The organism is Mycetocola sp. Y171, from assembly GCF_056713165.1.
On the sequence record NZ_JBWYGX010000001.1, the window covers coordinates 1,265,121 to 1,288,304 of the forward strand.

The following is a 23,184-nucleotide window of genomic DNA, read 5'->3' on the forward strand; positions in this document are numbered from 1 at the left end:
CGGCGGCCGCGACGTCAGTCGCGGCCGCCGTTTTCTCTCTGCCCGCTACCGGAGTGGTTCTTCCGTCCGGGTGGCGTCGAACACCGGCTCATCAGAACTGAGCGGAGATGCGCCACTGTCAGGGGCGACGTAGCCCGCGGTGGAGTACGACTGGCCGGAGGACCCGGATGCCTCATCCGAGTCGCCCTTGATGTCCTGGACCTGGCTGGTCGCATCGTCCTTCACGTTGGAGGCGGCGGTCGTCGCGGCATCCTTCACGGACTCCGCGGCATCCTTGACCGGCTCCTTGAGGTCTTCAGCCACGCCCTTCGCCGTCTCCTTGAGGTCGTCGACGAGCGGAGCGGCCTTTTCCTTGGCGGTCTGAGCGAGCTCCCTCTCCTTCGAGGATGCCGGAATCAACGAGGCGGCTAGCAGGCCAGCGCCGAAAGCGATGAGGCCGACGGCGATGGGGTTGCCTTTCGCCTTGTCGATCGCGGTGTGCGGGACGTCACCGATGCGGGACGCTGCATCGCCCACGTGGGAGGACGCACCGTCAGCCGCGCCCATCACGCTGTCCTTCACCTTGCGTGCGACACCCTTGACCTTCTCGGTCTGGCGCTGGGCGATGCTCGACGGGCTCACCTTGTCGGCGAGCGCGTCGACGTCGTAGCTGAGGTTGCTCCTCGTCTCTTCGATGTCCTGTCGGATTGCTTCCGGGTCGTTCGTCATCTCTGGTCCTCACTTGTCTTGAATGCGTCTGGTACCTTCTTCAGGGTCTCGGCCGTCTTCGGCGCACCCTGGATCTCTTCGATTTCCTTCTTGCCGCGCATTGCGAGCACCGCTGCGACGATGCCCCAGATGGCCGCAACGATGATCGCGGACCACACCAGACCGGTGAGGAATCCCAGTCCCCACCAGAGCGCCACGGAGAGGAAAACGAGGGCCATCAGGCCGGCTACTCCTGCACCACCGAACATTCCAGCGCCCTTGCCGGCCTTCTTCGCGGATTCGGACAGTTCGGCCTTCGCGAGCTCCACTTCCTGCCGGAACAGTGTGGAGATGTCCTTCGAGACCTCACCGAGCAGCTGGCCGAGCGATTCGGTCCTTCCGTTCGGATCCGGAACGTATGGCTCACTCATCGAACGTCACCGCTCGGGTACTCCGGGGTACCCGATGGGTATTCAGACGTCTCGGTGTGCCCGGCGGGCGCGGTGTACCCGGAGGCGTACCCTGCAGTCGTACCTGCTGCGGTGTAGTCCGCGGCAGGGATGTTCGTCGCAGTCGGTCGCCCGGCCGACGTGTCGTCTGACTCGTCGTTCCCGCTCGCGAGCGACTTCGCGAGTCGTCCGACGACGATGCCGGCGCCTGCAGCGATCGCGATGAAGACGCCGGGGCGGCGGCGGGCGAATCGCTTGACGTCGTCAAGCAGAGCTGAGGGATCCCTGCCTTCCAGCCAGCCCGCGACATCGCCGGCCCGTGAGGCGGCCTGCGAGACGAGATTCGAGGCCATGCCCTGCGAGCTGGACGAATCGGCCATCGAGCGCAGCTCATCGCTGACAGAACGGATGCCGCCTGCGGCACGCTCCTGCTGAGTGGCAACCTGACTGCTCACCTGCGAACGGACTTCGCCGGCGAGGTTGCGCACCTGGTGCTTCACTTCCTGCTTCACGTTGCCGGCCTCATCGGCGGCTGCACTGGCTACGTGGGATCCGGCATCCCGCACACGATCCGTGGTGGATGCTTCGGTTGTATCTGATGACGTCTGTGTCATGATTTTTCCTCCTCGGAGGAGACCCGTCCGCGTCGCCAGGGGTGGCGACGGCTTCGGGATCTCGAGTCGTGAGAGAAATCCTCACCCGGGGCTTCGCGAACTCCAAGAATCGACAAAAGGCTTGACTCCCCTCAAACAGGGGAGTATCACGCGCCCGGATGGAGGTCTCGGGCGGAGGTTTTGCGGGCGCGACGAGCGCAGCCCGGCTCGGTGGGACGAGTGGGGCCGGGCCAGACGCTCTTAGGAGACGACGAGCGGGGTGAGTCCCTTGGCGGTCTCAGCGGCCTGCGGGAGGCCTGCGGCAGCGAGCCAGTTGCCGAGCATGAGGTAGCCGCCCTCTGTGAGCACGCTCTCGGGGTGGAACTGCACACCGTAGATCGGCGCCTCGCTGTGGCGGAGGCCCATGATGACGCCGCCCTGGGTCCTGCTGGTGACGACGAGGTCGCTCGGGACCGTCCCGTCCACGACGGCGAGCGAGTGGTACCTGGTGGCTGTGAAGGGGTGCGGGACCCCGGCGTAGAACGCGCTGTCGTCGTGCTCTATGAGCGAGGTCTTGCCGTGCATCAGCTCGTCGGCGTTCGTCACGGTCGCACCGAATGCCTCAGCGATTGCCTGGTGCCCGAGGCACACGCCCAGGAGCGGTGTGCCCGATGCCAGCGCTGCATTCACCATCGGGATGGAGACGCCGGCGTCAGACGGCTTTCCGGGGCCGGGGGAGACCAGGATCGCGTCGTATTCCGCGAGCTTCGCCGCGGCATCCGCTTCGCTGATCGTGTCGTTGCGAAGAACCTCGGTTTCAGCGCCGAGCTGCAGCAGATACCCGTTCAGGGTGTAGACGAAGCTGTCGTAGTTGTCGATTACCAATACGCGAGTCACAGGAGCCTCTTACTCTTCAACGGTCACTTCCTGGGGGTCGATGAACGACTGCACCCAGGGGAACACCCAGGTCGCCAGCAGATACAAAACTACCGCGAGCAGCGCGATGAGTATCAGGATGCGCACCCAGACCGGTCCAGGCAGGACGCGCCACAACGCACCGTACATGTCTAGCCTTCCACTGGTGCGGCCAGCGAAGCCGGCCCATCGGGTTCGGCGGTTCGCGGCGTCCACGATTCGAAGACGCCATAGGCGATGATACGTTCCGCGGTTGAGAATGCCGGATTACAGCTGGTGAGGGTGATGAACGAGTCCGTCGCTTCGACACCGTCGAGCTGCGGGACAGGGTTGAGGACCCCGACCCCCGACGGCTTCACGTACTCGAGGGTCCTGAACCGGTAGGTGTACCAGCCCTCGGGGACCTCGACCACGATCGCGTCGCCGACCTGCAGGGTTCCGACCAGGTTGAGTGGTTTGCCGTGAGTGTTCCGGTGTCCGGCAACGGCGAAGTTACCCGGCTGGCCGGGCATCGCCGTGTCCGGGTAGTGTCCGATCCCGAGCGGGTTGAGCGTGCGTGACGTCGAGACGCCGCCGGCCATTTTGGCTGCGTAGTCAGCGCCGAACCGCGGCACCCGGAGGACGCCGAAGACCTCGGCGTCGCCTGGTTCCGCGAGGACCAACGGGTCGACGGCGTCGACGGGGTCTGCAGGCGCTTCGGATGCCGTGGGCAACGGAATACTCGTGGCCCACGATTTACTCAGCGCATCTGCTTCGGTGTCTTGAGCCGCACGGAGGACCGCGTCGTTGAGCCAGAGCTGCCAGACGAGGAACAGGAGCACGAGGACCCCGCCGGTGACGAGCAGTTCACCGATCACTCCGACAACGCTCACTCGGGGTCGCGGCTTCTGCGAGCGGTTCCGCCCACGACGCGACGCCCTGGTGGGCGGCACGGACTCGGGGCTGTCTGGCATTCGGCAAGTCTATCTGCGGCACCTTGGAGGCTTTCCCAGAGTTGTGCACAGAGTTATCCACAAGCTGGGGATAATTACACCGGTGTAATTGTCCACAGTGTTAATAACCCTGTTAACAACTCTGGCCGGGGGTTTTCCCGTGGAGCCGCGGCGGCTGCGCCCGGTATCCCGGGCGCGGCGCGGCGCTGGTTGGGGAAACTAACGCCAGCGGGTCGTCATCAGGAAGCCGATGAAGGCGATTCCGAATCCGACGACGATGTTCCAGGACTCGAGCGCGGCGATCGGCAGAGCTCCCTGACTGACGTAGAACACGATGATCCAGGCCAGCCCGAGGAGCATGAAGCCGAACATCACCGGCTTGAACCAGACCGGGTTGGGTGCCTGCTCACCGGAGCGTTGGGTGCTCGAGGTGGCCTGTGTGCTCTTCGTTTTGTCGCGTGCCATAGCGCCGATTCTAGTCGCTCAGCCCTAAAGCGCGCGCATCACCGCGAAGTAGGGGATCAGGCTGGCGATCACGAGCACGACGCACAGCCCGGAGATGAGGAGAGTCTGACGTCGCTTGTGCTTGAGGTGCCTGGTCTCGTAGTAGATCAGACCGACAAGGGCGCCGCCGATGAGCCCGCCGAGGTGCGCCTGCCACGCGACGTTGATGCCGGGGATGAAGCCGATCACGAGGTTGATCCCGACGAGCACAAGCAGGCCGTTCATGTTGCCGCCGCGCTTGCGCTGGATCACGAGGAATGCACCCATCAGGCCGAAGATCGCACCGGACGCACCGACGACCGGAGTGGTTCCGTCCGTGAGGAACAGCACACCGAGCGAGCCCGCAAAACCGGAGATCAGATACAGGGCAAGGAAACGTGCGCGCCCGAGCATGGGTTCGAGCGCTTGCCCGAAGATCCACAGCGTGTACATGTTCAGCAGGACATGGAAAATGAAACTCTGGGAGTGGACGAAGACAGTCGTCAGCATCCGCCACGGCTCGAACGCCAGCGGCGTCGAGTAGACACCCGCGTACAACAGGTATTCCGTGACGTTGAGTCCCGGGATGAGTTGCAGCAGGAAAACGAATGCCGTGACGGCGATGAGAACGTACGTGACGATCGGCCGGTCGCCGCTGCGGCTGAAGAAACCCGTCCGTCGTGGCGCTGTCTGACGCTGCTGCTTCATGCATTCCGGGCAGATCACGCCAACCGCGCCAGGCGTCTGGCATTCGCCGCAGATCGTGCGCCCACACCGCTGGCAGAGCACGAAGCTCTGCCGGTCGGGGTGGCGGTAACAGAAGTTGTCCCGGCGCACGGGAGGAACGGACGACTGGCTCATTCGCCGATACCGAAGACCGGGCCGAAGCCAGTGCGGGGTTTAGACGTCGGCAACCGTGACGCTCTCGATGACGATGTCGTCGAGGGGGCGGTCGCGTGCGTCACGGGGAACCTCTGCCAGTTTGTCGACGACCTTGCGGCTGGCTTCGTCCTCGACGGCACCGAAGATGGTGTGCTTGCCCTGCAGCCAGCTGGTGTCGCCGACCGTGATGAAGAACTGGGAGCCGTTCGTTCCACGGCCCGCGATCTTGCCTGCGTTTGCCATCGCGAGCATGTACGGCTCGTTGAAGTTGAGTTCCGGGTGGATCTCGTCGTCGAACTTGTAGCCCGGGCCGCCGGTTCCGTTGCCGAGGGGGTCGCCGCCCTGGATCATGAAGCCGGGGATGATGCGGTGGAAGATGACACCGTTGTAAAGGGGGGTGTCCTTCTTGGTCTCACCGGTGCGCTCGTCGGTCCATTCGGTGCTGCCGGTGGCCAGGCCGACGAAGTTGCCGACCGTCTTGGGGGCGTGGTCACCGAAGAGGTTGACCTTGATGTCGCCGTAGTTGGTGTGAAGGGTTGCGACAGCGGTGTGCTTTGACATGTTTTCAATTCTTACACACGCATTGAGTCAAGCCGGGTGGTGTTCAGGGCATTCGGTGGCAAGATGGATGTCTGTCGCGTTAAAACGAGATCAATGGAGGTCAGCGGTGAGTCTGTCACGCAAGCGCAAAAAAGAGCTCAAGCGACTCAAGGGTGAAGCCAACGAGTTGTGGCAAGCCCAGCAGGAGATTCTGGACCACGCCAACCATGTCGCTCGTGAGGCGAGCAGGCAGTTGAGTGCATATGGCCGGGAGCAGATCGTTCCCTCGGTCGTGAACACGTACGAACACAAGGTGCAGCCGGTCGTCGACCGCGGCTATGCCGCATCACGGGACTTCGCCGATGTCGCCAAGCGCGGCATCGACAAGACGGTCCTGCCGGTGCTCGGAGGGGTGGTCGGCAGCGTTCTGTCGATCGGCGACATCGCCAAGGACCACCGCGTCCGCGCTGCGCTGGAACGCTTCCAGCCGGCCAAGCCGGCACCGAAGAAGTCGAACGTCGGCAGTGTCATCGCCGTCGGCGTCGGAGTACTCGCTGCTGCGGGTGTCGCCTACGCGGTCTGGCAGACGTTCCGTGCCGACGACGAGCTGTGGGTTGCTGACGAAGAGCCGGCCCTGCCGAACCTCTGATCCTCGTTACTTCGAAGGATGGCCGGTCCCACCTGGGATCGGCCATCTTTCGTTTGTCACAGCATCGCCAACGCTATGTCCACGAGCGCCACGCGCTTCAGCGACGGTACCGCGGTGAGCGGATGCCACGCGGCTAGGTCGGTCGACCCGCCGACCTCATAGGTCAGCTCACCACCCGTGACGTGCGCACGGTAGACGATGCGGAGACCGTGCAGGGGTCTGGTTGCATTCGGTGAAATGCGATTCTCGGGCTGCGCGACGAACGAGTCGATCCCGAGCAGACCGTCGAGTTCGGCGGTGTAGCCGGTCTCCTCGAAGATCTCGCGTACCGCGGCATCCGCCGGGTGTTCGCCCGGATCGATGCCACCGCCAGGCAGGGTCCAGCCGCTGTGTCCTGCCTCCCGCCAGTGGGCGAGAAGGATCCGGTCGCCATCGATGATGACGCCGTACGCAGCAACGCGAATGTCCATCCGCCCACAGTACCCATCGAGAGGTTCCCGGCGAAGGCCGGCGACTCTATTCGCTGAGCCAGGGCGTCGACACGAGCCCGATCAGGAGACCCTCAGGGCTGAGGAGTCTCGCGGTCACCTGCCCCCATGGTTCCGTGCGGGTTCCGTGGATGAGGGTCAGCCCTTTCGCGCGCAGTTCCTGCTCGGCGACGGCCACGTCCCTGACCTCGAACTCGATGGTCGCCTGAGGCACGGGGATGTCGTCCGGCCAGTCCGGGGTGCCGAAGCAGGTCTCAGCGGCCTCTGCGAGCGGCCAGAGGCCCAGATGCTTCGTCCCATTGAGCTGGTGGGTGTAGTTGTAGTCGCCCATCTTCTCTTCGAAGCGGATGCCGAGGCTGCCGCCGTAGAACGAGAGGGAGGCGTCGGGGTCGGCGACGATCGGTGAGAACCCGGCGACGAAGAGAATGTCCATCGTTCCAGTGTGGCGCAGGCGACACACGATTCCGTGAAAGTCAGACGCTCGGGGAGGGAGAAAACTGTGGAGCCTAGGGGAATCGAACCCCTGACCTCCTGCTTGCAAAGCAGGCGCTCTACCAATTGAGCTAAGGCCCCGATTAGGGAGAAATTGTATCTAAACGTCTCCCGAGTGGGGATACCAGGACTTGAACCTGGGACCTCTTCGTTATCAGCGAAGCGCTCTAACCGCCTGAGCTATATCCCCGTTTGGGCAGATTAGAGACTACCTGAGATCTGCCGTTTTCTATAATCGAGAGGGCTCGTCGAGCCCTCTCGATCACGCTTAGTTGTTTGTGAAGCCGACCAGGAGTCCGCCGGTGATCTTCACGCTCAGGTTGTACAGCGCGGCGCACAGGGCACCGAGCGCGGTTACGACGATGAGGTTGAGGATCGCGACGACGACGGCGAAGCCCATCACCCGTCCGAGGTTGAAGATCGCCAGGAGGTCGTTGCCGACTCCGGCGACATCCTTGTACAGGCCGTTGACCTGGTCGAAGATGTTCGTCTGGTCGAGCACGGTGTACACGAGGAAGAACACGACGATGGTAACGACCGCGAGGGCGACAGCGACGAGGAACGACAGCTTCACTGCCGACCAGAAGTCGATGTAGACCAGTTTGAGACGGACCTGCTTTGTCGAGGTGCGTTTCGTCGACTTCTTGGCGAGCTTCTCGGCAACGCTACTCATACTTGTTCTTCCTTCTCAGCCTCGGCGGCGGGCGCTGCAGCTTCTTCTACGACTATGACATCTGCTGATTCTGCGTCCGCGGCCACAAGATTGCGATCACTGTTCCTGGCCAGGGCAATAATCCGGTCATCGTCTGCGAATCGTGCGAAAACGACGCCCATGGTGTCCCTGCCCTTGGCGGGAACTTCGGCCACCGCAGACCTTACCACCTTGCCGCTGGCAAGAACCACAAGCACCTCGTCGTCCTCGCTCACGATGAGTGCGCCGGCCAGGTCGCCTCGGTCCTCGTTGTACTTGGCGACCTTGATACCGAGTCCGCCGCGGTTCTGGAGCCGGTATTGCTCGACCGCAGTGCGCTTCGCGTAGCCGCCCTCGGTGGCGATGAACACGAAGGCTTCCGCATCGGGATCCGCCGGCAGGACCGAGGCGGACAGGAGTTCGTCGCCGTCACGGAAGTTCATCCCGATCACACCGGATGTCGAGCGTCCCATCGGCCGCAGCGTCTCGTCGTTCGCGGTGAAACGGATGGACATGCCGAGTCGTGAGACGAGGAAGATGTCGCTGTCGTCTTCGACGAGAAGTGCACCGACGAGCTCGTCACCCTCACGCAGGTTGATGGCGATGATGCCACCGGTGCGGTTGGTGTCGTATTCGCTCAGTGCGGTCTTCTTGGCGAGACCGTTGCGGGTCGCCAGCACGAGGTAGGTGGCCGCCTCGTAGTCGCGGATATCGAGGATCTCAGCGATCTCCTCATCCGGCTGCATGGCGAGCAGGTTGGCGACGTGCTGGCCCTTGGCGTCACGGCCGGCCTCCTGCACCTCGTACGCCTTGGCCCGGTAGACCCGGCCCTTGTTCGTGAAGAACAGCAGCCAGTGATGCGTGGTCGTCACGAAGAAGTGATCGACGACGTCGTCAGCGCGGAGCTGTGCTCCCTTGACGCCCTTGCCACCGCGGTGCTGCTGGCGGTAGTTGTCGCTCCGGGTGCGCTTGATGTAGCCGCCGCGCGTGACCGAGATGACCATCTCTTCTTCGGGGATGAGGTCTTCGACGCTCATGTCTCCGTCGTAGCCGAACATGATCTCGGTGCGACGGTCGTCTCCGAACCGGTCGACGATCTCGGTGAGTTCCTCGCTCACGATCGTGCGCTGGCGCTCGGGGCTCGCGAGGATCGCCTTGTACTCGGTGATCTCGCGCTCGATCTCGTCGTGCTCGTCGATGATCTTCTGGCGTTCGAGAGCGGCGAGACGGCGCAGCTGCATCTCGAGGATGGCCCGCGCCTGCAGCTCGTCGATGTCGAGGAGGTCGATCAGGCCGTCGCGGGCATCCTCGACGGTCTTGGACCGGCGGATCAGGGCGATGACCTCGTCAAGGGCGTCGAGGGCCTTGAGGTACCCGCGCAGGATGTGAGCACGTTCCTCCGCCTTCATCAGGCGATGCTTCGTGCGACGGATGATGACATCGATCTGGTGGGCGACCCACGCGGTGATGAATCCGTCGAGCGCGAGCGTGCGCGGGATGCCGTCGACGATCGCAAGCATGTTCGCGCCGAAGTTCTCCTGCAGCTGCGTGTGCTTGTAGAGGTTGTTGAGCACGACCTTCGCGACGGCATCACGCTTGAGCACGATGACGAGGCGCTGGCCGGTGCGGCCGGAGGTCTCGTCGCGGATGTCCGCGATACCCGAGATCTTGCCGTCCTTGACCATGTCGGCGATCTTCACCGCGAGGTTGTCCGGGTTGACCTGGTACGGCAGCTCGGTGACGACGAGGCAGGTGCGTCCCTGGATCTCCTCGACACTGACGACGGCGCGCATCGTGATCGAGCCGCGACCGGTGCGGTAGGCGTCGTGGATGCCCTTCACTCCGAGGATCTGGGCTCCGGTCGGGAAGTCGGGACCCTTGACCCGCTGCATCAGGGCTTCGAGAAGCTCCTCACGCGAGGCATCCGGGTTGGCCAGGTGCCAGAGGGCAGCGCTCGAGACCTCGCGCAGGTTGTGCGGTGGGATGTTCGTGGCCATACCCACGGCGATGCCGACCGAGCCGTTGACCAGGAGGTTCGGGAACCGGGCGGGAAGAACGGCGGGCTCCTGGGTGCGTCCGTCGTAGTTGTCCTGGAAGTTGACGGTGTCCTCGTCGATGTCGCGGACCATTTCCATGGCGAGCGGCGACATCTTCGTTTCCGTGTACCGCGGTGCTGCCGCCCCGTCGTTTCCGGGGGAACCGAAGTTGCCTTGGCCGAGCGCCAGCGGGTAGCGGAGGCTCCACGGCTGGACGAGTCGGACCAGTGCGTCGTAGATCGCCGAGTCGCCGTGCGGGTGGAACTGACCCATCACGTCACCGACGACACGGGCGCACTTGGAGAAGGCCTTGTCCGGCCGGTAGCCACCGTCATACATGGCGTAGATCACGCGGCGGTGAACGGGCTTCATGCCGTCGCGCACCTCGGGGAGGGCGCGACCGACGATGACGCTCATCGCGTAGTCGAGGTACGACCTCTGCATCTCCAACTGGAGATCGACCTGGCTGATCCTGCCGTGGACGCCATGGTCCTCGGGTGGATCTACAACGATGTCTTCGGCGCCTTCGGGAGTGGTGTCGTTAGATGTCAAGGAACCGTACGTCCTTCGCGTTCTTTTGGATGAAGTTTCGGCGTGACTCGACGTCCTCGCCCATCAGGGTGGCAAAGATCTCGTCGGCGGCTGCAGCGTCGTCGAGGTTGACCTGCATCAGCGTGCGGGTCTCGGGGGCCATTGTGGTCTCCCACAGCTCCTTGTAGTCCATCTCGCCGAGACCCTTGTAACGCTGGATGCCGTTGTCCTTCGGGATGCGACGGCCGGCCGCGATTCCCGCGGCGAGCTGGGCGTCACGTTCGGCATCGCTGTAGACGTATTCGTGCTCGGCGTTGGTCCACTTGAGCTTGAACAGCGGCGGCTGCGCCAGATAGACGTAGCCGAAGTCGATCAGCGGACGCATGTAGCGGAACAGGAGGGTGAGCAGCAGCGTGGTGATGTGCTGGCCGTCGACGTCGGCATCGGCCATCAGGACGATCTTGTGGTACCTGGCCTTCTCCGGGTTGAAGTCCTCGCCGATGCCTGCACCGAAAGCGGTGATCATCGCCTGGACCTCGGCGTTGCCGAGGGCGCGGTCGAGTCGCGCCTTCTCCACATTGAGGATCTTGCCTCTGAGGGGCAGGATCGCCTGGGTCTCCGGGTTTCGGCCCTGCACGGCCGAGCCGCCGGCCGAGTCACCCTCGACAATGAAGATCTCGGAAAGCGATGGGTCCTTGGACTGGCAGTCCTTGAGCTTGCCCGGCATACCGCCACCCTCGAGGAGTCCCTTACGGCGGGCGGTCTCGCGGGCCTTGCGGGCGGCGAGACGCGCGGTCGCAGCCTGGAACGCCTTGCGGATGATCTCCTTGGCCTGGGCCGGGTTGCGACCGAACCAGTCACCGAGCTGATCGCCGACGACCTTCTGGACGAATGCCTTCGCTTCGGTGTTGCCGAGCTTGGTCTTCGTCTGGCCCTCGAACTGCGGCTCGGTGAGCTTCACCGAGATGACGGCGGTGAGGCCTTCACGCACGTCATCACCTGAGAGGTTGTCGTCCTTCTCCTTGAGCAGGCCCTTTTCACGCGCGTACTTGTTGACGAGCGTGGTGAGTGCGGCGCGGAAACCTTCTTCGTGGGTTCCGCCCTCGTGGGTGTTGATCGTGTTCGCGTAGGTGTGGACGCTCTCGGTGTACGCGGTCGTCCACTGCATGGCGACTTCGAGGGCGATCTTGCGGTTGTCGTCCTCGGTCTCGAACGAGATGATCTCGTCGTTGACGAGGTCGGCCTTGCGGGCGTGGTTGAGGTACTCGACGTAGTCCACGAGACCGCGCTCGTAGAGGAACACGTTCGACTGCTGCACGAGTTCCGGCTCGGTACCGTCGACCGTGACCTTCCCCTCGATGAGGTGGTCGGCGCGTTCGTCGTGCAGTGCGATGCGGAGTCCCTTGTTGAGGAACGCCATCTGCTGGAACCGGGTACGAAGCGTGTCGTAGTCGAACTCGGTGGTCTCGAAGATTTCCGCGCTCGGCCAGAACGTGATCGTGGTTCCGGTCTCCTCGGAATCCTCATCCTGCGAGAGGGGAGCGTCGGCGACACCGTCGTGGAAGGTGGCGCGCCAGACCGAACCCTGGCGGCGGACCTCGACGTCGAGGCGGTTCGACAGGGCGTTGACCACCGAACTGCCGACACCGTGGAGGCCACCGGAAACGGCATATCCGCCTCCGCCGAACTTTCCTCCGGCGTGGAGAATGGTCAGAACGACCTCGACGGTCGATTTTCCTTCGACGGGGTGGATGTCGACGGGGATCCCTCGACCGTTGTCCACGACACGGACGGCACCGTCCGGAAGGATCGTGACCTCGATGTTGTCGCAGTAGCCGGCCAGGGCCTCATCGACCGCGTTGTCGACGATCTCGTAGACCAGGTGATGCAAACCGCGCGGACCGGTGGAACCGATGTACATTCCGGGGCGTTTACGTACGGCTTCGAGACCTTCGAGAACCTGAATCTGGCTTGCGCCGTAGTCGCTGTTATCCGCGGACCTGTTCGGTTCTGATGACATATGAAATTAGGCTCCAAACCGTGTTCGTGCTCGACATGTAATTCTATCAAGAACGCGAGGGCTTCGGGGCTGATATGCCCCTCTGAGGCACTTTTACCGCAGGGTCGACCACAAATGTCTGGTTAACCGTAGGTATCGCGTACGCCACGCCCTTGAACCGATCTGGGGCCGCGTTTGAAGGATGGGACGTTGGGTCCCAGAAAACGGATGCTCTCGATCCCCGCTTCGGGATACCTCACGGCGATGTGCGTCATGATGTCGACGCGCATCAGCCGGAGCTGCGTCGCCCAGGCCGTCGATTCGCACTGGACGGTGAGAACACCGTTCTCGATTCCGACCGGCGAGGAGTGGTTAGCGGTCTCCTCGCCGGCCAACTCCGTCCAGTTCGCCACGAGCTCGGACTGTGCCAACGGCGAGTCCCAGCCGAGCTGGCTGGTCAGTGCGCCGAGGACGTCGCTGATGCCTTTCGGGTCGCGGCCGAGTCCGAACGGGACGCTCTCGCCCGGCTCCGTCTTGCGATTCCGTTTAGAACGCGCGTAGTGCTTCTGCCCGCCGAAGAGCTCCTTGAAACGCACGTAGACACGCGCCGATTCTGAGGATGAGTCCGGGCCGCGGTTCGCCTCAGCCATGAATGGCCTCACCGGCTGCTTCGAGAATCTGCCCGGCGGAGATGTGCACGGTATGGGCGGTCAGAGCCTCCGGGACGTCTTCGAGGACGGCAGCGGTGATGAGTACCTGCTCGAAACCAGCGACGGCAGCCGCGAGCCTGGCCCGGCGGTTGAGGTCGAGCTCCGCGAAGACATCGTCGAGGATCAGCACGGGGTCGCCCGTGTTCGAGTCCCGCCGGAGCAGCTCGGCCGAGGCGAGTTTGAGCGCAAGGGCGAACGACCAGGTCTCGCCGTGGCTGGCGTAGCCCTTCACCGGGAGCGCGTTCAGTTCGAAGAGGATGTCGTCCCGATGAGGGCCGACCAGTGTGAGTCCGCGCTCGAGTTCACTGCGGCGCTGCAGGGCGAGCGCGGCCCGGAACCGTTCGGCAGTCGCACCGGATGGCGCTGCGGACGGTTCGTCGGCCGTATCCGGCGATTCGAGCTCGGCGTCGACCCCGTCGATCGAGAGCAGCGGGGTGAGTGAAGGACCGTGGTCATCGCCGACGACAGAGGCATAGGCATCCCGGATCGGTTGCCTGAGGGATTCGATCAGCGCGACGCGCTCGTCGATGATCTCGGAACCCAGCGCGACGAGTTTGTCGTCCCAGATCTCCAGCGTTGTCAGCTGGTTCGGTTTGAGGCCTGATGCGCGTGCCGATTTCAGGAGCGAGTTGCGCTGTTTCAGGGTGCGTTCGTAGTCGCTCATCACGCCCGCGAGCCGGGGGGTGTGGAGAATGAGCAGCTGGTCGAGGAACCGCCGGCGTGCTGACGGGTCGCCACGGACGATGCCGAGATCTTCAGGGGCGAAGAGCACGCTGGAGAAGTAACGGGGCAGCTCGCGCGGTTTGATCTGGCCGCGGTTGACCTGGGCCCGGTTGGCCCCGGTGCGGTTGATCTGCACCTCGGTGAGAAGGTCGCGGCCGTTGTGCTGCAGTCTGGCCCGGATGATCGCGGCATCCTGTCCGGAGCGGATGAGCGCCGAGTCTGTGGACACGCGGTGGGAGCCGAGGGTGGAGAGGTAGCCGAGGGCTTCGACCAGGTTGGTCTTGCCTTGGCCATTGCGCCCGACGAAGAGATTCGCGCCCGGCGCCATCGCCACGTCAGCGACCGCGTAATTGCGGTAATTGCTGAGGTTGAGGTGGGTGACGATCACTCCAGAAGCCTACCGAGCGCGCCTGACAGGCAGGTCAGTCGTCGGACTTCTTCACCGAGTGACCACCGAACTGGTTCCGGAGCGCCGCGACCGCCTTCATCGCAGGCGAGTCATCCTGGCGAGAGACGAAACGGGCGAAAATGGATGCCGAGATGGTCGGGACGGGGACGGCGTTCGCCACTGCTTCCTCGATCGTCCAGCGTCCTTCACCCGAATCCTCGACGTAACCTTCGATCTCGGACAGATCATCGTCTTCGTCCAGTGCACGGACGAGGAGTTCGAGCAGCCAGGACCGCACGACGGTGCCGCGCTGCCAGGCCTTGAACGTTCCGGGGACGTCACGGATGATGTCTTCGCGCTTCTCGAGGAGCTCGAAGCCCTCGGCATACGCCTGCATGAGCGCGTATTCGATGCCGTTATGCACCATCTTTGCGTAATGACCAGCACCGACTTCACCGACGTGGACGAAGCCTTCTTCGCGCGGGCCTTCCGGTCGGAGTGCGTCGAAGACCGGCATGACACGCTCGACCTGGGCGGCCGATCCGCCGACCATGAGGCCGTATCCGTTCTCGAGACCCCAGACACCGCCGGAAACACCGGCATCGATGTAGTCGATGCCCTTCGCCGAGAGCAACTCAGCGTGCTTGAAGTCCTCGGTGAATCGGCTGTTGCCGCCATCGATGACAAGGTCGCCTGCGTCGAGTCGTTCGTTGAGGTCGGCAACGACACCGTCGGTGATCGCGCCGGCAGGCACCATCACCCAGATGGTGCGTGGCGAAGGGAGAGCCGCGACCAGGTCGTCGAGGGTGGCGACATCCGAGACATCCGGGTTGCGGTCGAAACCGGTGACTTCGATACCTGCGTTACGGAGGCGGGTTCGCATGTTGCCGCCCATTTTGCCGAGTCCGATGAGGCCAATGTGCATGCGAGGTGTCCTTCGAGGTGTGAATTGCGGGCGGAAGCCCAGGTCTAGCGCAGGAGAAGGTTCGGCTGCAGCAGGTATTTGAAGCTGTCGGCGCCTGGCTGGTCCTTGGACGACTGGCTGGTGATCAGCATCGGCCCTGGCTTGTTGGTGTTCTCCGACTTGGTGAACGAGAACCGCACATACTCGCTGCGCACGGCGGTAAGGCCATCGATGAGGAACTGCGGCTTGAGGCTGAGCACGATGTCGTCGCCGGTCAGCAGCGCGTCGATCGCTTCGGATGCCTGTGCCTGCTCGGATCCGACGGCCTCCATGGTCAGTCCGTCGATCGTGAACGTGAATCGGAGCGCAGCCTCTCGTTCGAGAACGAGGGAGACACGGCGGACGGCTTCGATGAGTTCGGCCGTGTTGATGACCGCATAGTTCTCGCTGGAGTCGGGGAACAGGCGGCGCACAGGCGGGAAAGAACCCTTGATCAGCAGCGAGGTGACGGTCTTCTTGTCAGCGGTGAACGCGATGAGCTCGCGGTCGTCCTTGCTGGTGAAGGCGACCGAAATCGTCGACGAGTGACCGAAGGTCTTGCCGACTTCCTGGAGCGTGCGCGCAGGAACAAGAGCGACGAGGCTGTCCGGTGTGGTGTTGTCGCCGTTGTCCCAGTCGATCTCTCGGACAGCGACACGGTATCGGTCGGTGGCGACGAGGCTGATGCGGTTGTCGGTGACTTCCAGCTGAACGCCGGTGATGACCGGCGTGACGTCATCTCGTGACGCGGCGACGGCCACCTGGGCTACGGCGGCTGCGAAGTCCTCGCCGGGCACGAGCCCGGTCTGGCCGGAGATCTGGGGGATCGTCGGATATTCCTCGACGGGCATCGAGAGCAACGTGAAGTTGGCGGAGCCGCAAGAGACGACGATCCGGTTGTCGTTCGTCGTGAACTGCACCGGAGCGTTCGGAAGTCGGCTGGCGATGTCGGCGAGGAGTCGGCCGGAGACGAGGATCGTGCCGGCTTCATCGACCTGGGCGCTGATCTGGGTCTGAGCTGAGACTTCGTAGTCGAAGCTCGAGAGCGTCAGACCGTCGTCCGTGGCCTGGATGAGCACACCGCTGAGGATCGGAAGGGTCGTTCTCTGCGGCAACAGCTTCACCGCGAATGAGACTGCTTCGCTGAAGACATCGCGATTGACGCTAAACCGCACAGTGGATCCCCTGTCGTTTCAAGGTACGAGTGGTTCCCCATGTTAGTCGGGTCGAGGAAGCACTGTCATTCACCTGTTCGAGGAGATCGAGCCGCGGCGAGAAGGTTGTCGACTGGAGAGAGAGTTAAAGAATCGTTAATGGTCTTAACCGCTGTGGAAACTGTGGATAACTCTGTCGATCCAAGCAAACACATGGGAACTACAACTGTGTGAGTTGTTGGCGGGCTGTGCAGTCGGTGCCAACGGCATCCCATGCGTTTACTGGCATCCGAGTGGCTTGTTCACAATCGGATCGTCCAATTTCACAGACGCGCCCGAGTTGTCCGAACAGTTTCCACAGGGTTATCCACATTGTGTACGACGCCTCAGTTTTCCACTGGTTAACCCCGTGTGTTCACCGCTTTAACGAGTGAAACGGTGTCCCTGCTTGATGCGGCTGGTCAGTTCGGTGACCTGGTTGTAGATGGAGCGACGCTCCTGCATGAGGTCGGAAATCTTCTTGTTGGCATACATCACGGTCGTGTGATCCCGGTTTCCGAAGAGCTGACCGATCTTGGGAAGGGACAGGTTCGTCAGCTCGCGGCACAGATACATCGCGATCTGCCTGGCTGTGGCGATGGCCTGGGAACGGCTCGAACCATAGAGGTCGTCGACGCTGAGTTTGAAGTATGCCGCCGTGATGTTGATGATGTCGACCGGAGAGATGACGTTGTCGTCGTCGAGGGTGATGAGGTCCTTGAGCACGGTCTGCACGAGGTTCATGTCGACGGGGGTGCGGTTGAGGCTGGCGAACGCCGTGACCCTGATGAGAGTCCCCTCGAGTTCGCGGATGTTGCTGGACACTTTTGACGCGATGAATTCGAGAACCTCGTCGGGGATCTGCAGCTTCTCGCTCTGCGCCTTCTTACGGAGGATCGCGATCCTCGTTTCGAGGTCGGGAACCTGGACGTCGGTGATCAGACCCCACTCGAAGCGCGAGCGCATCCGGTCTTCGAAGCCGGTCAGGGCCTTCGGCGGCAGGTCGCTGGTGATCGCCACCTGCTTGTTGTGGTCGTGCAGGGTGTTGAAGGTGTGGAAGAACGCTTCCTGCGTCTCCGCTTTGCCCTGCAGGAACTGGATGTCGTCGATCAGGAGGATGTCGATGTCGCGGTAACGGGACTGGAAGACCGACCCGCGGTTGTTGGCGATCGAGTTGATGAAGTCGTTGGTGAATTCCTCGCTGCTGACGTAGCGGACGCGGATGCCCGGGTACAGACTCATGGCGTAGTGGCCGATGGCGTGGAGAAGGTGGGTTTTACCGAGTCCGGAGTCGCCGTAGATGAAGAGCGGGTTGTATGCCTTCGCTGGCGCCTCAGCCACGGCGACAGCCGCTGCGTGGGAAAAGCGGTTTGACTGGCCGATGACGAAATTGTCGAAGGAGTACTTCGAGTTGAGCCGGGTGTCGTTCTGTCGTGCCGGGAGGACGGTATCGGTCATCGACATGTGGGAGGGCGCGTTGTTGACGTAACTCGGCTGTTCCTGATTCGCGGGAGCCTGGGGAAGGGGCTCGTACTCCTCGTCGATGATCTCCGGATTAACGACCACGGCGAAGGTCGAGGCGCCGTGCGATTCCTGCAGGGTGCCGATCGCCTTGAGCAAGGGGGCACGCATTCGCATGTTCAGCTGGCCGGCCGTGAACTCGTTGGGAACCTCGAGGTAAAAGGTGCCGGCCATGATCCCCTTGGGGACGACCAGGTTGAGGAACCCATGGAGCGGAGGTGTGATGCGCTCGTCGGTTGCGAGCTCATCGAGCACGGTCTGCCACGTCTGCGTGATTGACTCTTGCTCGTTTGCCATATTTCCCCACATTGAAAGTTATTCACAGAGTTATCCACGGATGCTCTCACACCGGCGGATCCATTGGGAACCGGGAAGGCGAGGCTGGGGATAACTGATCCCTCACGCTAGCCAATCGGACGCATGACCCCAAATTTACCGCAGAAATCCGCCCGCGTGTCAGTGCTGGCTTCCCTGTGAAACCTGTGGATAATCATTCGTTTGGCCTGATTCAGTTTGACCATCGGGCGTCGAGGCCGTAGGTTTAATCAGTTGACTTCTGCCTACGGGCACCAATCTTTCCCCTGCTATGCACACCGCCGCAGTGGAGATTCCAAACGTGGAGTAAGTGATTATGAGCAAGAGAACCTTCCAGCCGAACAACCGTCGTCGCGCCAAGGTGCACGGTTTCCGTCTGCGCATGCGCACCCGCGCCGGCCGTGCCATCCTCGGCGCCCGCCGTCGCAAGGGCCGCACCGAACTCTCCGCGTAGCATCCCGACTCCGGCAACCCGTCGTCATCGTGCTCGCTAAAGCGCAACGCATCACGAGCGCAGATGACTACAAGCGGGTCGTGCGCCGTGGACGACGGATGGTTGGCGTGAACAGCGTGACCTATCAACTGATGAACCCGAATGGCGGATCTCCGCGGTTCGGGTTCATTGTTGCAAAAACGGTCGGCAACGCCGTCGTACGCAACCGGGTTCGTCGCCGTCTTAAAGCAATCGCATATGCGATCGCACCATCGCTGCCCGATGGCGCGGAGACGGTATTTCGCGCACTTCCTGCAGCGGCAGGTGCCACCTTTCCCGACCTGTCGGGCGAGATCGAACGCTCAGCCACCAGCCTGGCGGCGCGCTCGTGACCGGCGTCACCGCAGACCAGGGAATCGGGACCGACGCGATGCAGAGCATCCTGCTGCTTCCGCGCAACGCGGCGGTTGCCGCTCTGATCGCGTACCGCACAGCGATCTCACCGCTTTATGGTGAAGTCTGCCGGTACTATCCCTCTTGTTCGGCCTATGCGATGCACGCCATCGCACAGCACGGTGCAGTGATCGGATCGGGACTCGCCCTCAGGCGGATCGCGCGCTGCCACCCGTGGGCTGCCGGCGGCGTCGATGATGCGCCACTCAAAAAGAACTTCCGATACACCGTGACCCCGCGAGGGTTCGTTGTAACAGCCAGCCACCGAAAGGGCTAAATCCCACATGGATCTCTTGTCGATCATCCTTTGGCCGTTGAAGTGGGTCGTTGAGCTAATCCTCGTCGGCTGGCACTCGCTGTTCAGCGCGCTGGGACTCCCTCCGGAGGAGGGACTCACCTGGGTTCTGTCGATCGTCGGCCTGGTGCTCGTGGTTCGCGCACTGCTGATCCCGCTCTTCGTCAAGCAGATCAAGAATCAGCGCCGGATGATGGAAGTCGCTCCGCAGCTGAAGAAGATCCAGGACAAGTACAAGGGCAAGAAGGACCAGTTCAGTCGCGAGGCCATGAGCCGCGAGACGATGGAGCTGTACAAGAAGACCGGGACGAACCCGCTGGGCTCCTGTCTTCCCCTCCTCGTTCAGATGCCGATCTTCTTCGCCCTGTTCTCGGTGCTCAACGACTCGCAGACCGGTAAGTCCGGTGTCGGCCCGCTCAACGAGGAGCTCTCCGAGCAGTTCGGTTCGTCGTCGCTGTTCGGTTTCGCTCCCCTGCACATGAGCTTCCAGTCGGCGATGAACGCTGCAGGTGGACCCGAGGTCGGCGTCATGATCGTTGCGGCCATCATGGTCGTCCTCATGACCGCGTCACAGTTCATCACTCAGCTGCAGATCGTCTCCAAGAACATCTCGGACGAGACCAAGGCCAGCCCGATGTTCAAGCAGCAGCGAATCCTGCTCTACATCCTGCCGTTCGTCTTCCTCTTTTCCGGTTTCGCGTTCCCGCTCGGTGTCATGTTCTACTGGCTGGTCTCGAACATCTGGACCATGGTCCAGCAGTTCATCATCATCAGGAACATGCCGATGCCCGGTACGGAAGCAGCGAAGGAACGCGAAGAGCGACTGGCCCGCAAGGGCAAGCTGAAGCCAGCCGAAGGCGCGGGCGACACCCTGGTCATCGAAGAGAAGAAGCCGGCCCAGCGCCAGCAGCCGGTCGGAAAGAACCGCGCCAAGAAGGCTGCGCCTAAGGGCCCCGCCGCCACCGGACCGAAGACACCGCCTGCCCAGACGAAGAACCCTGCAGCCGCTCCCAAAGCGCCTGCAGCGAAGCCCAACCCCGAGGCCGGACAGGCTCCGAAGAACAATGGAAAGTAGCGCGATGAGCGACCTGATCGATAACCAGGCAGACGTTGAGATCGTGCGGAACGACTCCCCCACCGTCACCCAGCTCGAAGAAGAAGGCGACGTCGCCGCGGACTACATCGAGGAATTCCTCGACATCTGCGACCTAGACGGCGACATCGACATCGACGTGCGTAACGGCCGCGCCTATGTCGCCGTCACGGCGAGCGAGGGAAGCAACATCCGCGTTCTCTCCAAGCCCGACGTCGTCAGCGCGCTCCAGGAGTTGACCCGCCTCGCCGTGCAGAGCAAGACCGGTGCGTTCTCCCGCCTGATCCTGGACATCGGTGGATCTCGGGATGCTCGCCAGGCCGAGTTGACCGTGCTCGTGGACAGTGCGATCGCTCAGCTCGAGGCCGGCGCTTCGTCCGCCGCTCTGCCCGCGATGTCGAGCTACGAGCGCAAGCTCGTTCACGATGTCGTATCTGAGCGGGGTTTTGTCTCCACATCACACGGCGAGGGCCGCGATCGTCACACGGTGATCACGCGCGCCTAGCGCGCCGGTTGTTTCACGTGAAACGGGGTGGCCGGTGTCGCCGGCCCGCGGCCGTCGCTGGTCGAGCCCGCTCGCTGATCGAGCTTCATCGCTGATCGCGCTTGTCGAGATACTTCTCGCCCGATGATCGAGCCTGTCGAGATCTTTGCTCTTTCACTGGTCGACCGCGTCGAGACTCTTCTCGCCTGGTGATCGGGCCTGTCAAGATCGCACCCGCGCACCGGTGGTGATTCCGACAACCTCGATGACCGGGCCTCAGCCCGATGGTCGAGCGTGTCGCGATCCTCATCCTTGTGGTCACAACCGGCACTTCCTCCTCACCCCGGCTACCGCCCGACCGAATAGAGTTGACCCGACATGACTGACGCAACACTCGAGCCCGAGCCCGCCGCTGCATCCCTCCTCCTGGGTGATCGCCTCCCCCTGACGCGGCGCTTCACCGAGAACCTTGCCCGTCGCGGTGAGGAACTGGGGCTCATCGGACCCCTGGAACTACCGCGTCTCTGGACCCGGCACATTCTCAACAGCGCTCTGGTGGCACCGTTGCTCCGCCCCGGCACGGTGGGCGACGTGGGGTCCGGCGCCGGTCTCCCTGGACTCGTCCTGGGTATCGCCCGCCCAGATGTGCAGTTTGTGCTGATCGAGCCGATGGAGCGCCGGGTCGCTTGGCTGAATGATCAAGTCAACGAGCTTGAATTGAGCAATGTGACCGTTATGCGGGAGCGTGCGGAGGACGTGAAGCTCGGAGAGCGGCTGGACCAGGTGACCGCGCGCGCCGTCAGCGCCTTCAGGAAGCTCTTGCCCCTGACGGCTCCCCTACTCCGTGATGGCGGCGAGCTGGTCCTCATGAAGGGCGCGAACGCCCAGGCTGAGATCGACTCGGCTGCCAAAGAGATGCGCAAGTACAAGGTGACGGATGCCCGTGTTCAGGTCCTTGGTGAAGGAATTACCGAGGACGTCACGCGGGTGATTCTCGGTACCGTCCGAGCCCACTAGACGATTCCACAGGCAGACGCGTGGCCACTGCCGGCCACTGGCTCGTTTGTTTCACGTGAAACAGTAGCTGCGTCGGTGCTCAGGTGTCCTTCACAGTCTGATACCTGGCGTGGTCTATCCCCCGATGCCCACGATTCGTCATCGAGGTGTGCGGGCGCATCGAGACTGAGTGCATGGCATACATGGACATCATCGAGTGTTCCGACGGAACCTACTCCGTGGGCAGTACCTTGCGCGTGTTTGAGCGGGTGGCAGGACACAATGCTGGGCCAGGTTCGGTCGTTACGCGACGCCGGCTACCCGTGAGGCTGGTGCACTCGGAGAAATGCCCCAACACGCCGAGGCCCTCGGGCGCGAGAAGCAGTCCCAGCGGTGGGTCGCCGCAAACACCGAGCGCTCATCGACGGCAGGCCGCACTGCCGGGCATTGTGCAACGTGAGAAGGCGAGACGAGCTCAGGTCGATCGTGATGATCCATAGTGGAAGGCCCTCCCCTACAGCTGGGCTCAGGCCCGCCGCGCCCGGTGCTGGTAGGCGGCACCGGGCGCGGCGACTCGCGTTCCTTCGCTCAGCGGTCCTGTCGGGACGAGACCCGGGGTCGAGGTATGCGGTCTCGACTAGCTCGATCGCCGTGACGGGAGCACCTGTCGACGGTGTTTCACGTGAAACCTTTGGAGTGCGCCCGTTCGTCGAGCTCGTGGATATGCCCGCGCATGGCGGTTAAGCCCGTCGAATGGCTTTTGCGTCACCGAAGTGTTTCTCGCCGTGTCGCACGCCCACCGTTGACGGAGTGTCACGTGAAACGGTGGCTGCGCTGGCAGCCGTTGGGTCAGTCAGGATGCCTTATCGGTCAATAGGTCTCCCCAGAGTCGACAGGGTCGATCCACGGGAGGGGAACCAGCCGCTCGAGGTCGGTTTCACGTGAAACAATGCACCCTCCACGTCGTGTCGGCGGGCACATCGGTCATTGAGCCCGTCGAGACGCTTTCGAGAGAGCATCTGGCCCCTGGATCTCGGCGAGCTCGATCGAGTGGGGAGTCACGGCGGTGTTTCACGTGAAACGCTGTGCCTGGGTTCGATCTCCCGGCCAGCCGAGGAGGGATCGCGACAAGCTGGATCCACGGGGGTCGACCGGCTCTCAACGAGTGGTTTCACGTGAAACGCCGAGCTGCCCAGGATCTCGAGGGGCTCGATCACTGAGGTGACTCGAGCACCGGGCTGTACGAAAAAGGGGCGGGTGGCTGCCCGAC

Annotated in this window: 26 protein-coding genes, 2 tRNA genes and 1 other RNA gene; 7 read left to right on the forward strand and 22 right to left on the reverse strand. The window is 63.0% G+C overall.

The features are described from left to right. Positions 1-45 precede the first annotated feature (45 nt). The 10 genes from AC1M2K_RS06060 to AC1M2K_RS06105 form a co-directional block, all read right to left on the reverse strand. Positions 46-708, reverse strand: a complete 663-nt coding sequence (locus tag AC1M2K_RS06060; RefSeq protein ID WP_480240246.1) for a DUF3618 domain-containing protein — start codon at positions 706-708, stop codon at positions 46-48. Then, complete coding sequence (locus AC1M2K_RS06065; protein ID WP_480238902.1) at positions 705-1,118, reverse strand: phage holin family protein; 414 nt, start codon at positions 1,116-1,118, stop codon at positions 705-707. The genes AC1M2K_RS06060 and AC1M2K_RS06065 overlap by 4 nt, the downstream gene beginning before the upstream one ends. Next, positions 1,115-1,750 (reverse strand): hypothetical protein, encoded by a 636-nt coding sequence (locus AC1M2K_RS06070; protein ID WP_480240247.1) that lies wholly within the window; start codon positions 1,748-1,750, stop codon positions 1,115-1,117. Before AC1M2K_RS06070 ends, AC1M2K_RS06065 begins: the two co-directional genes overlap by 4 nt. 240 nt (positions 1,751-1,990) lie before the next feature. After that, positions 1,991-2,626 carry an anthranilate synthase component II gene (locus tag AC1M2K_RS06075; RefSeq protein ID WP_480238900.1) on the reverse strand — a complete coding sequence of 212 codons (636 nt, stop codon included), beginning with the start codon at positions 2,624-2,626 and terminating at the stop codon, positions 1,991-1,993. Positions 2,627-2,635: 9 nt separating this feature from the next. Beyond that, the gene (locus tag AC1M2K_RS06080; RefSeq protein ID WP_480238899.1) at positions 2,636-2,794 is read right to left on the reverse strand and encodes a hypothetical protein; all 159 of its coding nucleotides are present in this window, start codon (positions 2,792-2,794) and stop codon (positions 2,636-2,638) included. A 2-nt stretch (positions 2,795-2,796) separates the two neighbouring features. Further along, positions 2,797-3,225, reverse strand: coding sequence for a class E sortase (locus AC1M2K_RS06085; RefSeq protein ID WP_480238898.1), 429 nt, complete (start codon positions 3,223-3,225; stop codon positions 2,797-2,799). Next, positions 3,225-3,289, reverse strand: an RNA gene (locus AC1M2K_RS06090) — hammerhead ribozyme type II. The genes AC1M2K_RS06085 and AC1M2K_RS06090 overlap by 1 nt, the downstream gene beginning before the upstream one ends. Positions 3,290-3,795: 506 nt before the next feature. Then, positions 3,796-4,041 carry a cell division protein CrgA gene (locus AC1M2K_RS06095; RefSeq protein ID WP_480238897.1) on the reverse strand — a complete coding sequence of 82 codons (246 nt, stop codon included), beginning with the start codon at positions 4,039-4,041 and terminating at the stop codon, positions 3,796-3,798. 24 nt (positions 4,042-4,065) lie between these two features. Then, positions 4,066-4,767, reverse strand: coding sequence for a rhomboid family intramembrane serine protease (locus AC1M2K_RS06100; protein WP_480240248.1), 702 nt, complete (start codon positions 4,765-4,767; stop codon positions 4,066-4,068). A 192-nt stretch (positions 4,768-4,959) separates the two neighbouring features. Continuing rightward, a complete protein-coding gene (locus tag AC1M2K_RS06105) occupies positions 4,960-5,502 on the reverse strand; it encodes a peptidylprolyl isomerase (protein ID WP_480238895.1) in 543 nt (180 codons plus the stop codon). 106 nt (positions 5,503-5,608) lie between these two features. Here AC1M2K_RS06105 and AC1M2K_RS06110 point away from each other — a divergent pair, with 106 nt between their 5' ends. Next, entirely contained in the window at positions 5,609-6,130 is a 522-nt protein-coding gene (locus tag AC1M2K_RS06110; protein WP_480238894.1) for a DNA helicase, read from the forward strand. 56 nt (positions 6,131-6,186) lie between these two features. Here AC1M2K_RS06110 and AC1M2K_RS06115 read toward each other — a convergent pair whose 3' ends face one another. The 12 genes from AC1M2K_RS06115 to dnaA form a co-directional block, all read right to left on the reverse strand. Next, on the reverse strand, positions 6,187-6,600 hold the full coding sequence (locus tag AC1M2K_RS06115; RefSeq protein WP_480240249.1) for an NUDIX hydrolase: 414 nt from the start codon (positions 6,598-6,600) through the stop codon (positions 6,187-6,189). 46 nt (positions 6,601-6,646) lie between these two features. Next, positions 6,647-7,051 (reverse strand): VOC family protein, encoded by a 405-nt coding sequence (locus tag AC1M2K_RS06120; protein ID WP_480240250.1) that lies wholly within the window; start codon positions 7,049-7,051, stop codon positions 6,647-6,649. Between the two features lie 67 nt (positions 7,052-7,118). Continuing rightward, positions 7,119-7,191 (reverse strand) — tRNA-Ala (locus tag AC1M2K_RS06125). Positions 7,192-7,226: 35 nt separating this feature from the next. Further along, a tRNA-Ile gene (locus tag AC1M2K_RS06130) sits at positions 7,227-7,300 on the reverse strand. A 78-nt stretch (positions 7,301-7,378) separates the two neighbouring features. Then, a complete protein-coding gene (locus tag AC1M2K_RS06135) occupies positions 7,379-7,783 on the reverse strand; it encodes a DUF3566 domain-containing protein (protein WP_480238890.1) in 405 nt (134 codons plus the stop codon). Further along, positions 7,780-10,350 carry a DNA gyrase subunit A gene (gene gyrA / locus AC1M2K_RS06140; protein WP_480240810.1) on the reverse strand — a complete coding sequence of 857 codons (2,571 nt, stop codon included), beginning with the start codon at positions 10,348-10,350 and terminating at the stop codon, positions 7,780-7,782. Before gyrA ends, AC1M2K_RS06135 begins: the two co-directional genes overlap by 4 nt. A gap of 28 nt (positions 10,351-10,378) precedes the next feature. Beyond that, positions 10,379-12,388 (reverse strand): DNA topoisomerase (ATP-hydrolyzing) subunit B, encoded by a 2,010-nt coding sequence (gyrB, locus tag AC1M2K_RS06145; protein WP_480240251.1) that lies wholly within the window; start codon positions 12,386-12,388, stop codon positions 10,379-10,381. 122 nt (positions 12,389-12,510) lie between these two features. Beyond that, positions 12,511-13,017 carry a DciA family protein gene (locus AC1M2K_RS06150; RefSeq protein WP_480240252.1) on the reverse strand — a complete coding sequence of 169 codons (507 nt, stop codon included), beginning with the start codon at positions 13,015-13,017 and terminating at the stop codon, positions 12,511-12,513. Then, positions 13,010-14,188: a DNA replication/repair protein RecF gene (gene recF, locus AC1M2K_RS06155; protein WP_480240253.1), complete on the reverse strand. Its 1,179-nt coding sequence runs from the start codon at positions 14,186-14,188 to the stop codon at positions 13,010-13,012. Before recF ends, AC1M2K_RS06150 begins: the two co-directional genes overlap by 8 nt. Before the next feature lie 34 nt (positions 14,189-14,222). Continuing rightward, positions 14,223-15,113, reverse strand: coding sequence for a phosphogluconate dehydrogenase (NAD(+)-dependent, decarboxylating) (gene gnd, locus AC1M2K_RS06160; protein WP_480240254.1), 891 nt, complete (start codon positions 15,111-15,113; stop codon positions 14,223-14,225). Between the two features lie 44 nt (positions 15,114-15,157). After that, entirely contained in the window at positions 15,158-16,306 is a 1,149-nt protein-coding gene (dnaN, locus tag AC1M2K_RS06165) for a DNA polymerase III subunit beta (protein WP_480238885.1), read from the reverse strand. A gap of 402 nt (positions 16,307-16,708) precedes the next feature. Then, on the reverse strand, positions 16,709-18,142 hold the full coding sequence (gene dnaA / locus AC1M2K_RS06170) for a chromosomal replication initiator protein DnaA (protein WP_480238884.1): 1,434 nt from the start codon (positions 18,140-18,142) through the stop codon (positions 16,709-16,711). Between the two features lie 334 nt (positions 18,143-18,476). Here dnaA and rpmH point away from each other — a divergent pair, with 334 nt between their 5' ends. From rpmH to rsmG, 6 genes are all read left to right on the forward strand, one after another. Further along, entirely contained in the window at positions 18,477-18,614 is a 138-nt protein-coding gene (rpmH, locus tag AC1M2K_RS06175) for a 50S ribosomal protein L34 (RefSeq protein WP_010204566.1), read from the forward strand. An 80-nt stretch (positions 18,615-18,694) separates the two neighbouring features. Continuing rightward, complete coding sequence (gene rnpA / locus AC1M2K_RS06180; RefSeq protein ID WP_480240811.1) at positions 18,695-18,985, forward strand: ribonuclease P protein component; 291 nt, start codon at positions 18,695-18,697, stop codon at positions 18,983-18,985. Positions 18,986-19,023: 38 nt separating this feature from the next. After that, positions 19,024-19,323, forward strand: coding sequence for a membrane protein insertion efficiency factor YidD (gene yidD, locus AC1M2K_RS06185; RefSeq protein ID WP_480240812.1), 300 nt, complete (start codon positions 19,024-19,026; stop codon positions 19,321-19,323). A 7-nt stretch (positions 19,324-19,330) separates the two neighbouring features. Further along, complete coding sequence (yidC, locus tag AC1M2K_RS06190) at positions 19,331-20,416, forward strand: membrane protein insertase YidC (protein ID WP_480238882.1); 1,086 nt, start codon at positions 19,331-19,333, stop codon at positions 20,414-20,416. A 4-nt stretch (positions 20,417-20,420) separates the two neighbouring features. Beyond that, positions 20,421-20,939, forward strand: coding sequence for a Jag family protein (locus tag AC1M2K_RS06195; RefSeq protein WP_480240255.1), 519 nt, complete (start codon positions 20,421-20,423; stop codon positions 20,937-20,939). A gap of 357 nt (positions 20,940-21,296) precedes the next feature. After that, positions 21,297-21,935: a 16S rRNA (guanine(527)-N(7))-methyltransferase RsmG gene (gene rsmG, locus AC1M2K_RS06200; RefSeq protein WP_480238880.1), complete on the forward strand. Its 639-nt coding sequence runs from the start codon at positions 21,297-21,299 to the stop codon at positions 21,933-21,935. Positions 21,936-23,184: the final 1,249 nt, after the last annotated feature.

Bases quoted from the DNA above. Each gene is read 5' to 3' on its own strand.
- AC1M2K_RS06060 (WP_480240246.1), bottom strand. From the start codon at position 708: ATGACGAACGACCCGGAAGCAATCCGACAGGACATCGAAGAGACGAGG.
- AC1M2K_RS06065 (WP_480238902.1), bottom strand. From the start codon at position 1,118: ATGAGTGAGCCATACGTTCCGGATCCGAACGGAAGGACCGAATCGCTC.
- AC1M2K_RS06070 (WP_480240247.1), bottom strand. From the start codon at position 1,750: ATGACACAGACGTCATCAGATACAACCGAAGCATCCACCACGGATCGT.
- AC1M2K_RS06080 (WP_480238899.1), bottom strand. From the start codon at position 2,794: ATGTACGGTGCGTTGTGGCGCGTCCTGCCTGGACCGGTCTGGGTGCGC.
- AC1M2K_RS06085 (WP_480238898.1), bottom strand. From the start codon at position 3,225: ATGGCCGGCGGCGTCTCGACGTCACGCACGCTCAACCCGCTCGGGATC.
- AC1M2K_RS06095 (WP_480238897.1), bottom strand. From the start codon at position 4,041: ATGGCACGCGACAAAACGAAGAGCACACAGGCCACCTCGAGCACCCAA.
- AC1M2K_RS06100 (WP_480240248.1), bottom strand. From the start codon at position 4,767: ATGAAGCAGCAGCGTCAGACAGCGCCACGACGGACGGGTTTCTTCAGC.
- AC1M2K_RS06105 (WP_480238895.1), bottom strand. From the start codon at position 5,502: ATGTCAAAGCACACCGCTGTCGCAACCCTTCACACCAACTACGGCGAC.
- AC1M2K_RS06115 (WP_480240249.1), bottom strand. From the start codon at position 6,600: ATGGACATTCGCGTTGCTGCGTACGGCGTCATCATCGATGGCGACCGG.
- AC1M2K_RS06120 (WP_480240250.1), bottom strand. From the start codon at position 7,051: ATGGACATTCTCTTCGTCGCCGGGTTCTCACCGATCGTCGCCGACCCC.
- AC1M2K_RS06135 (WP_480238890.1), bottom strand. From the start codon at position 7,783: ATGAGTAGCGTTGCCGAGAAGCTCGCCAAGAAGTCGACGAAACGCACC.
- gyrB (WP_480240251.1), bottom strand. From the start codon at position 12,388: ATGTCATCAGAACCGAACAGGTCCGCGGATAACAGCGACTACGGCGCA.
- AC1M2K_RS06150 (WP_480240252.1), bottom strand. From the start codon at position 13,017: ATGGCTGAGGCGAACCGCGGCCCGGACTCATCCTCAGAATCGGCGCGT.
- gnd (WP_480240254.1), bottom strand. From the start codon at position 15,113: ATGCACATTGGCCTCATCGGACTCGGCAAAATGGGCGGCAACATGCGA.
- dnaA (WP_480238884.1), bottom strand. From the start codon at position 18,142: ATGGCAAACGAGCAAGAGTCAATCACGCAGACGTGGCAGACCGTGCTC.
- rpmH (WP_010204566.1), top strand. From the start codon at position 18,477: ATGAGCAAGAGAACCTTCCAGCCGAACAACCGTCGTCGCGCCAAGGTG.
- yidD (WP_480240812.1), top strand. From the start codon at position 19,024: ATGCAGAGCATCCTGCTGCTTCCGCGCAACGCGGCGGTTGCCGCTCTG.
- yidC (WP_480238882.1), top strand. From the start codon at position 19,331: ATGGATCTCTTGTCGATCATCCTTTGGCCGTTGAAGTGGGTCGTTGAG.
- AC1M2K_RS06195 (WP_480240255.1), top strand. From the start codon at position 20,421: ATGAGCGACCTGATCGATAACCAGGCAGACGTTGAGATCGTGCGGAAC.
- rsmG (WP_480238880.1), top strand. From the start codon at position 21,297: ATGACTGACGCAACACTCGAGCCCGAGCCCGCCGCTGCATCCCTCCTC.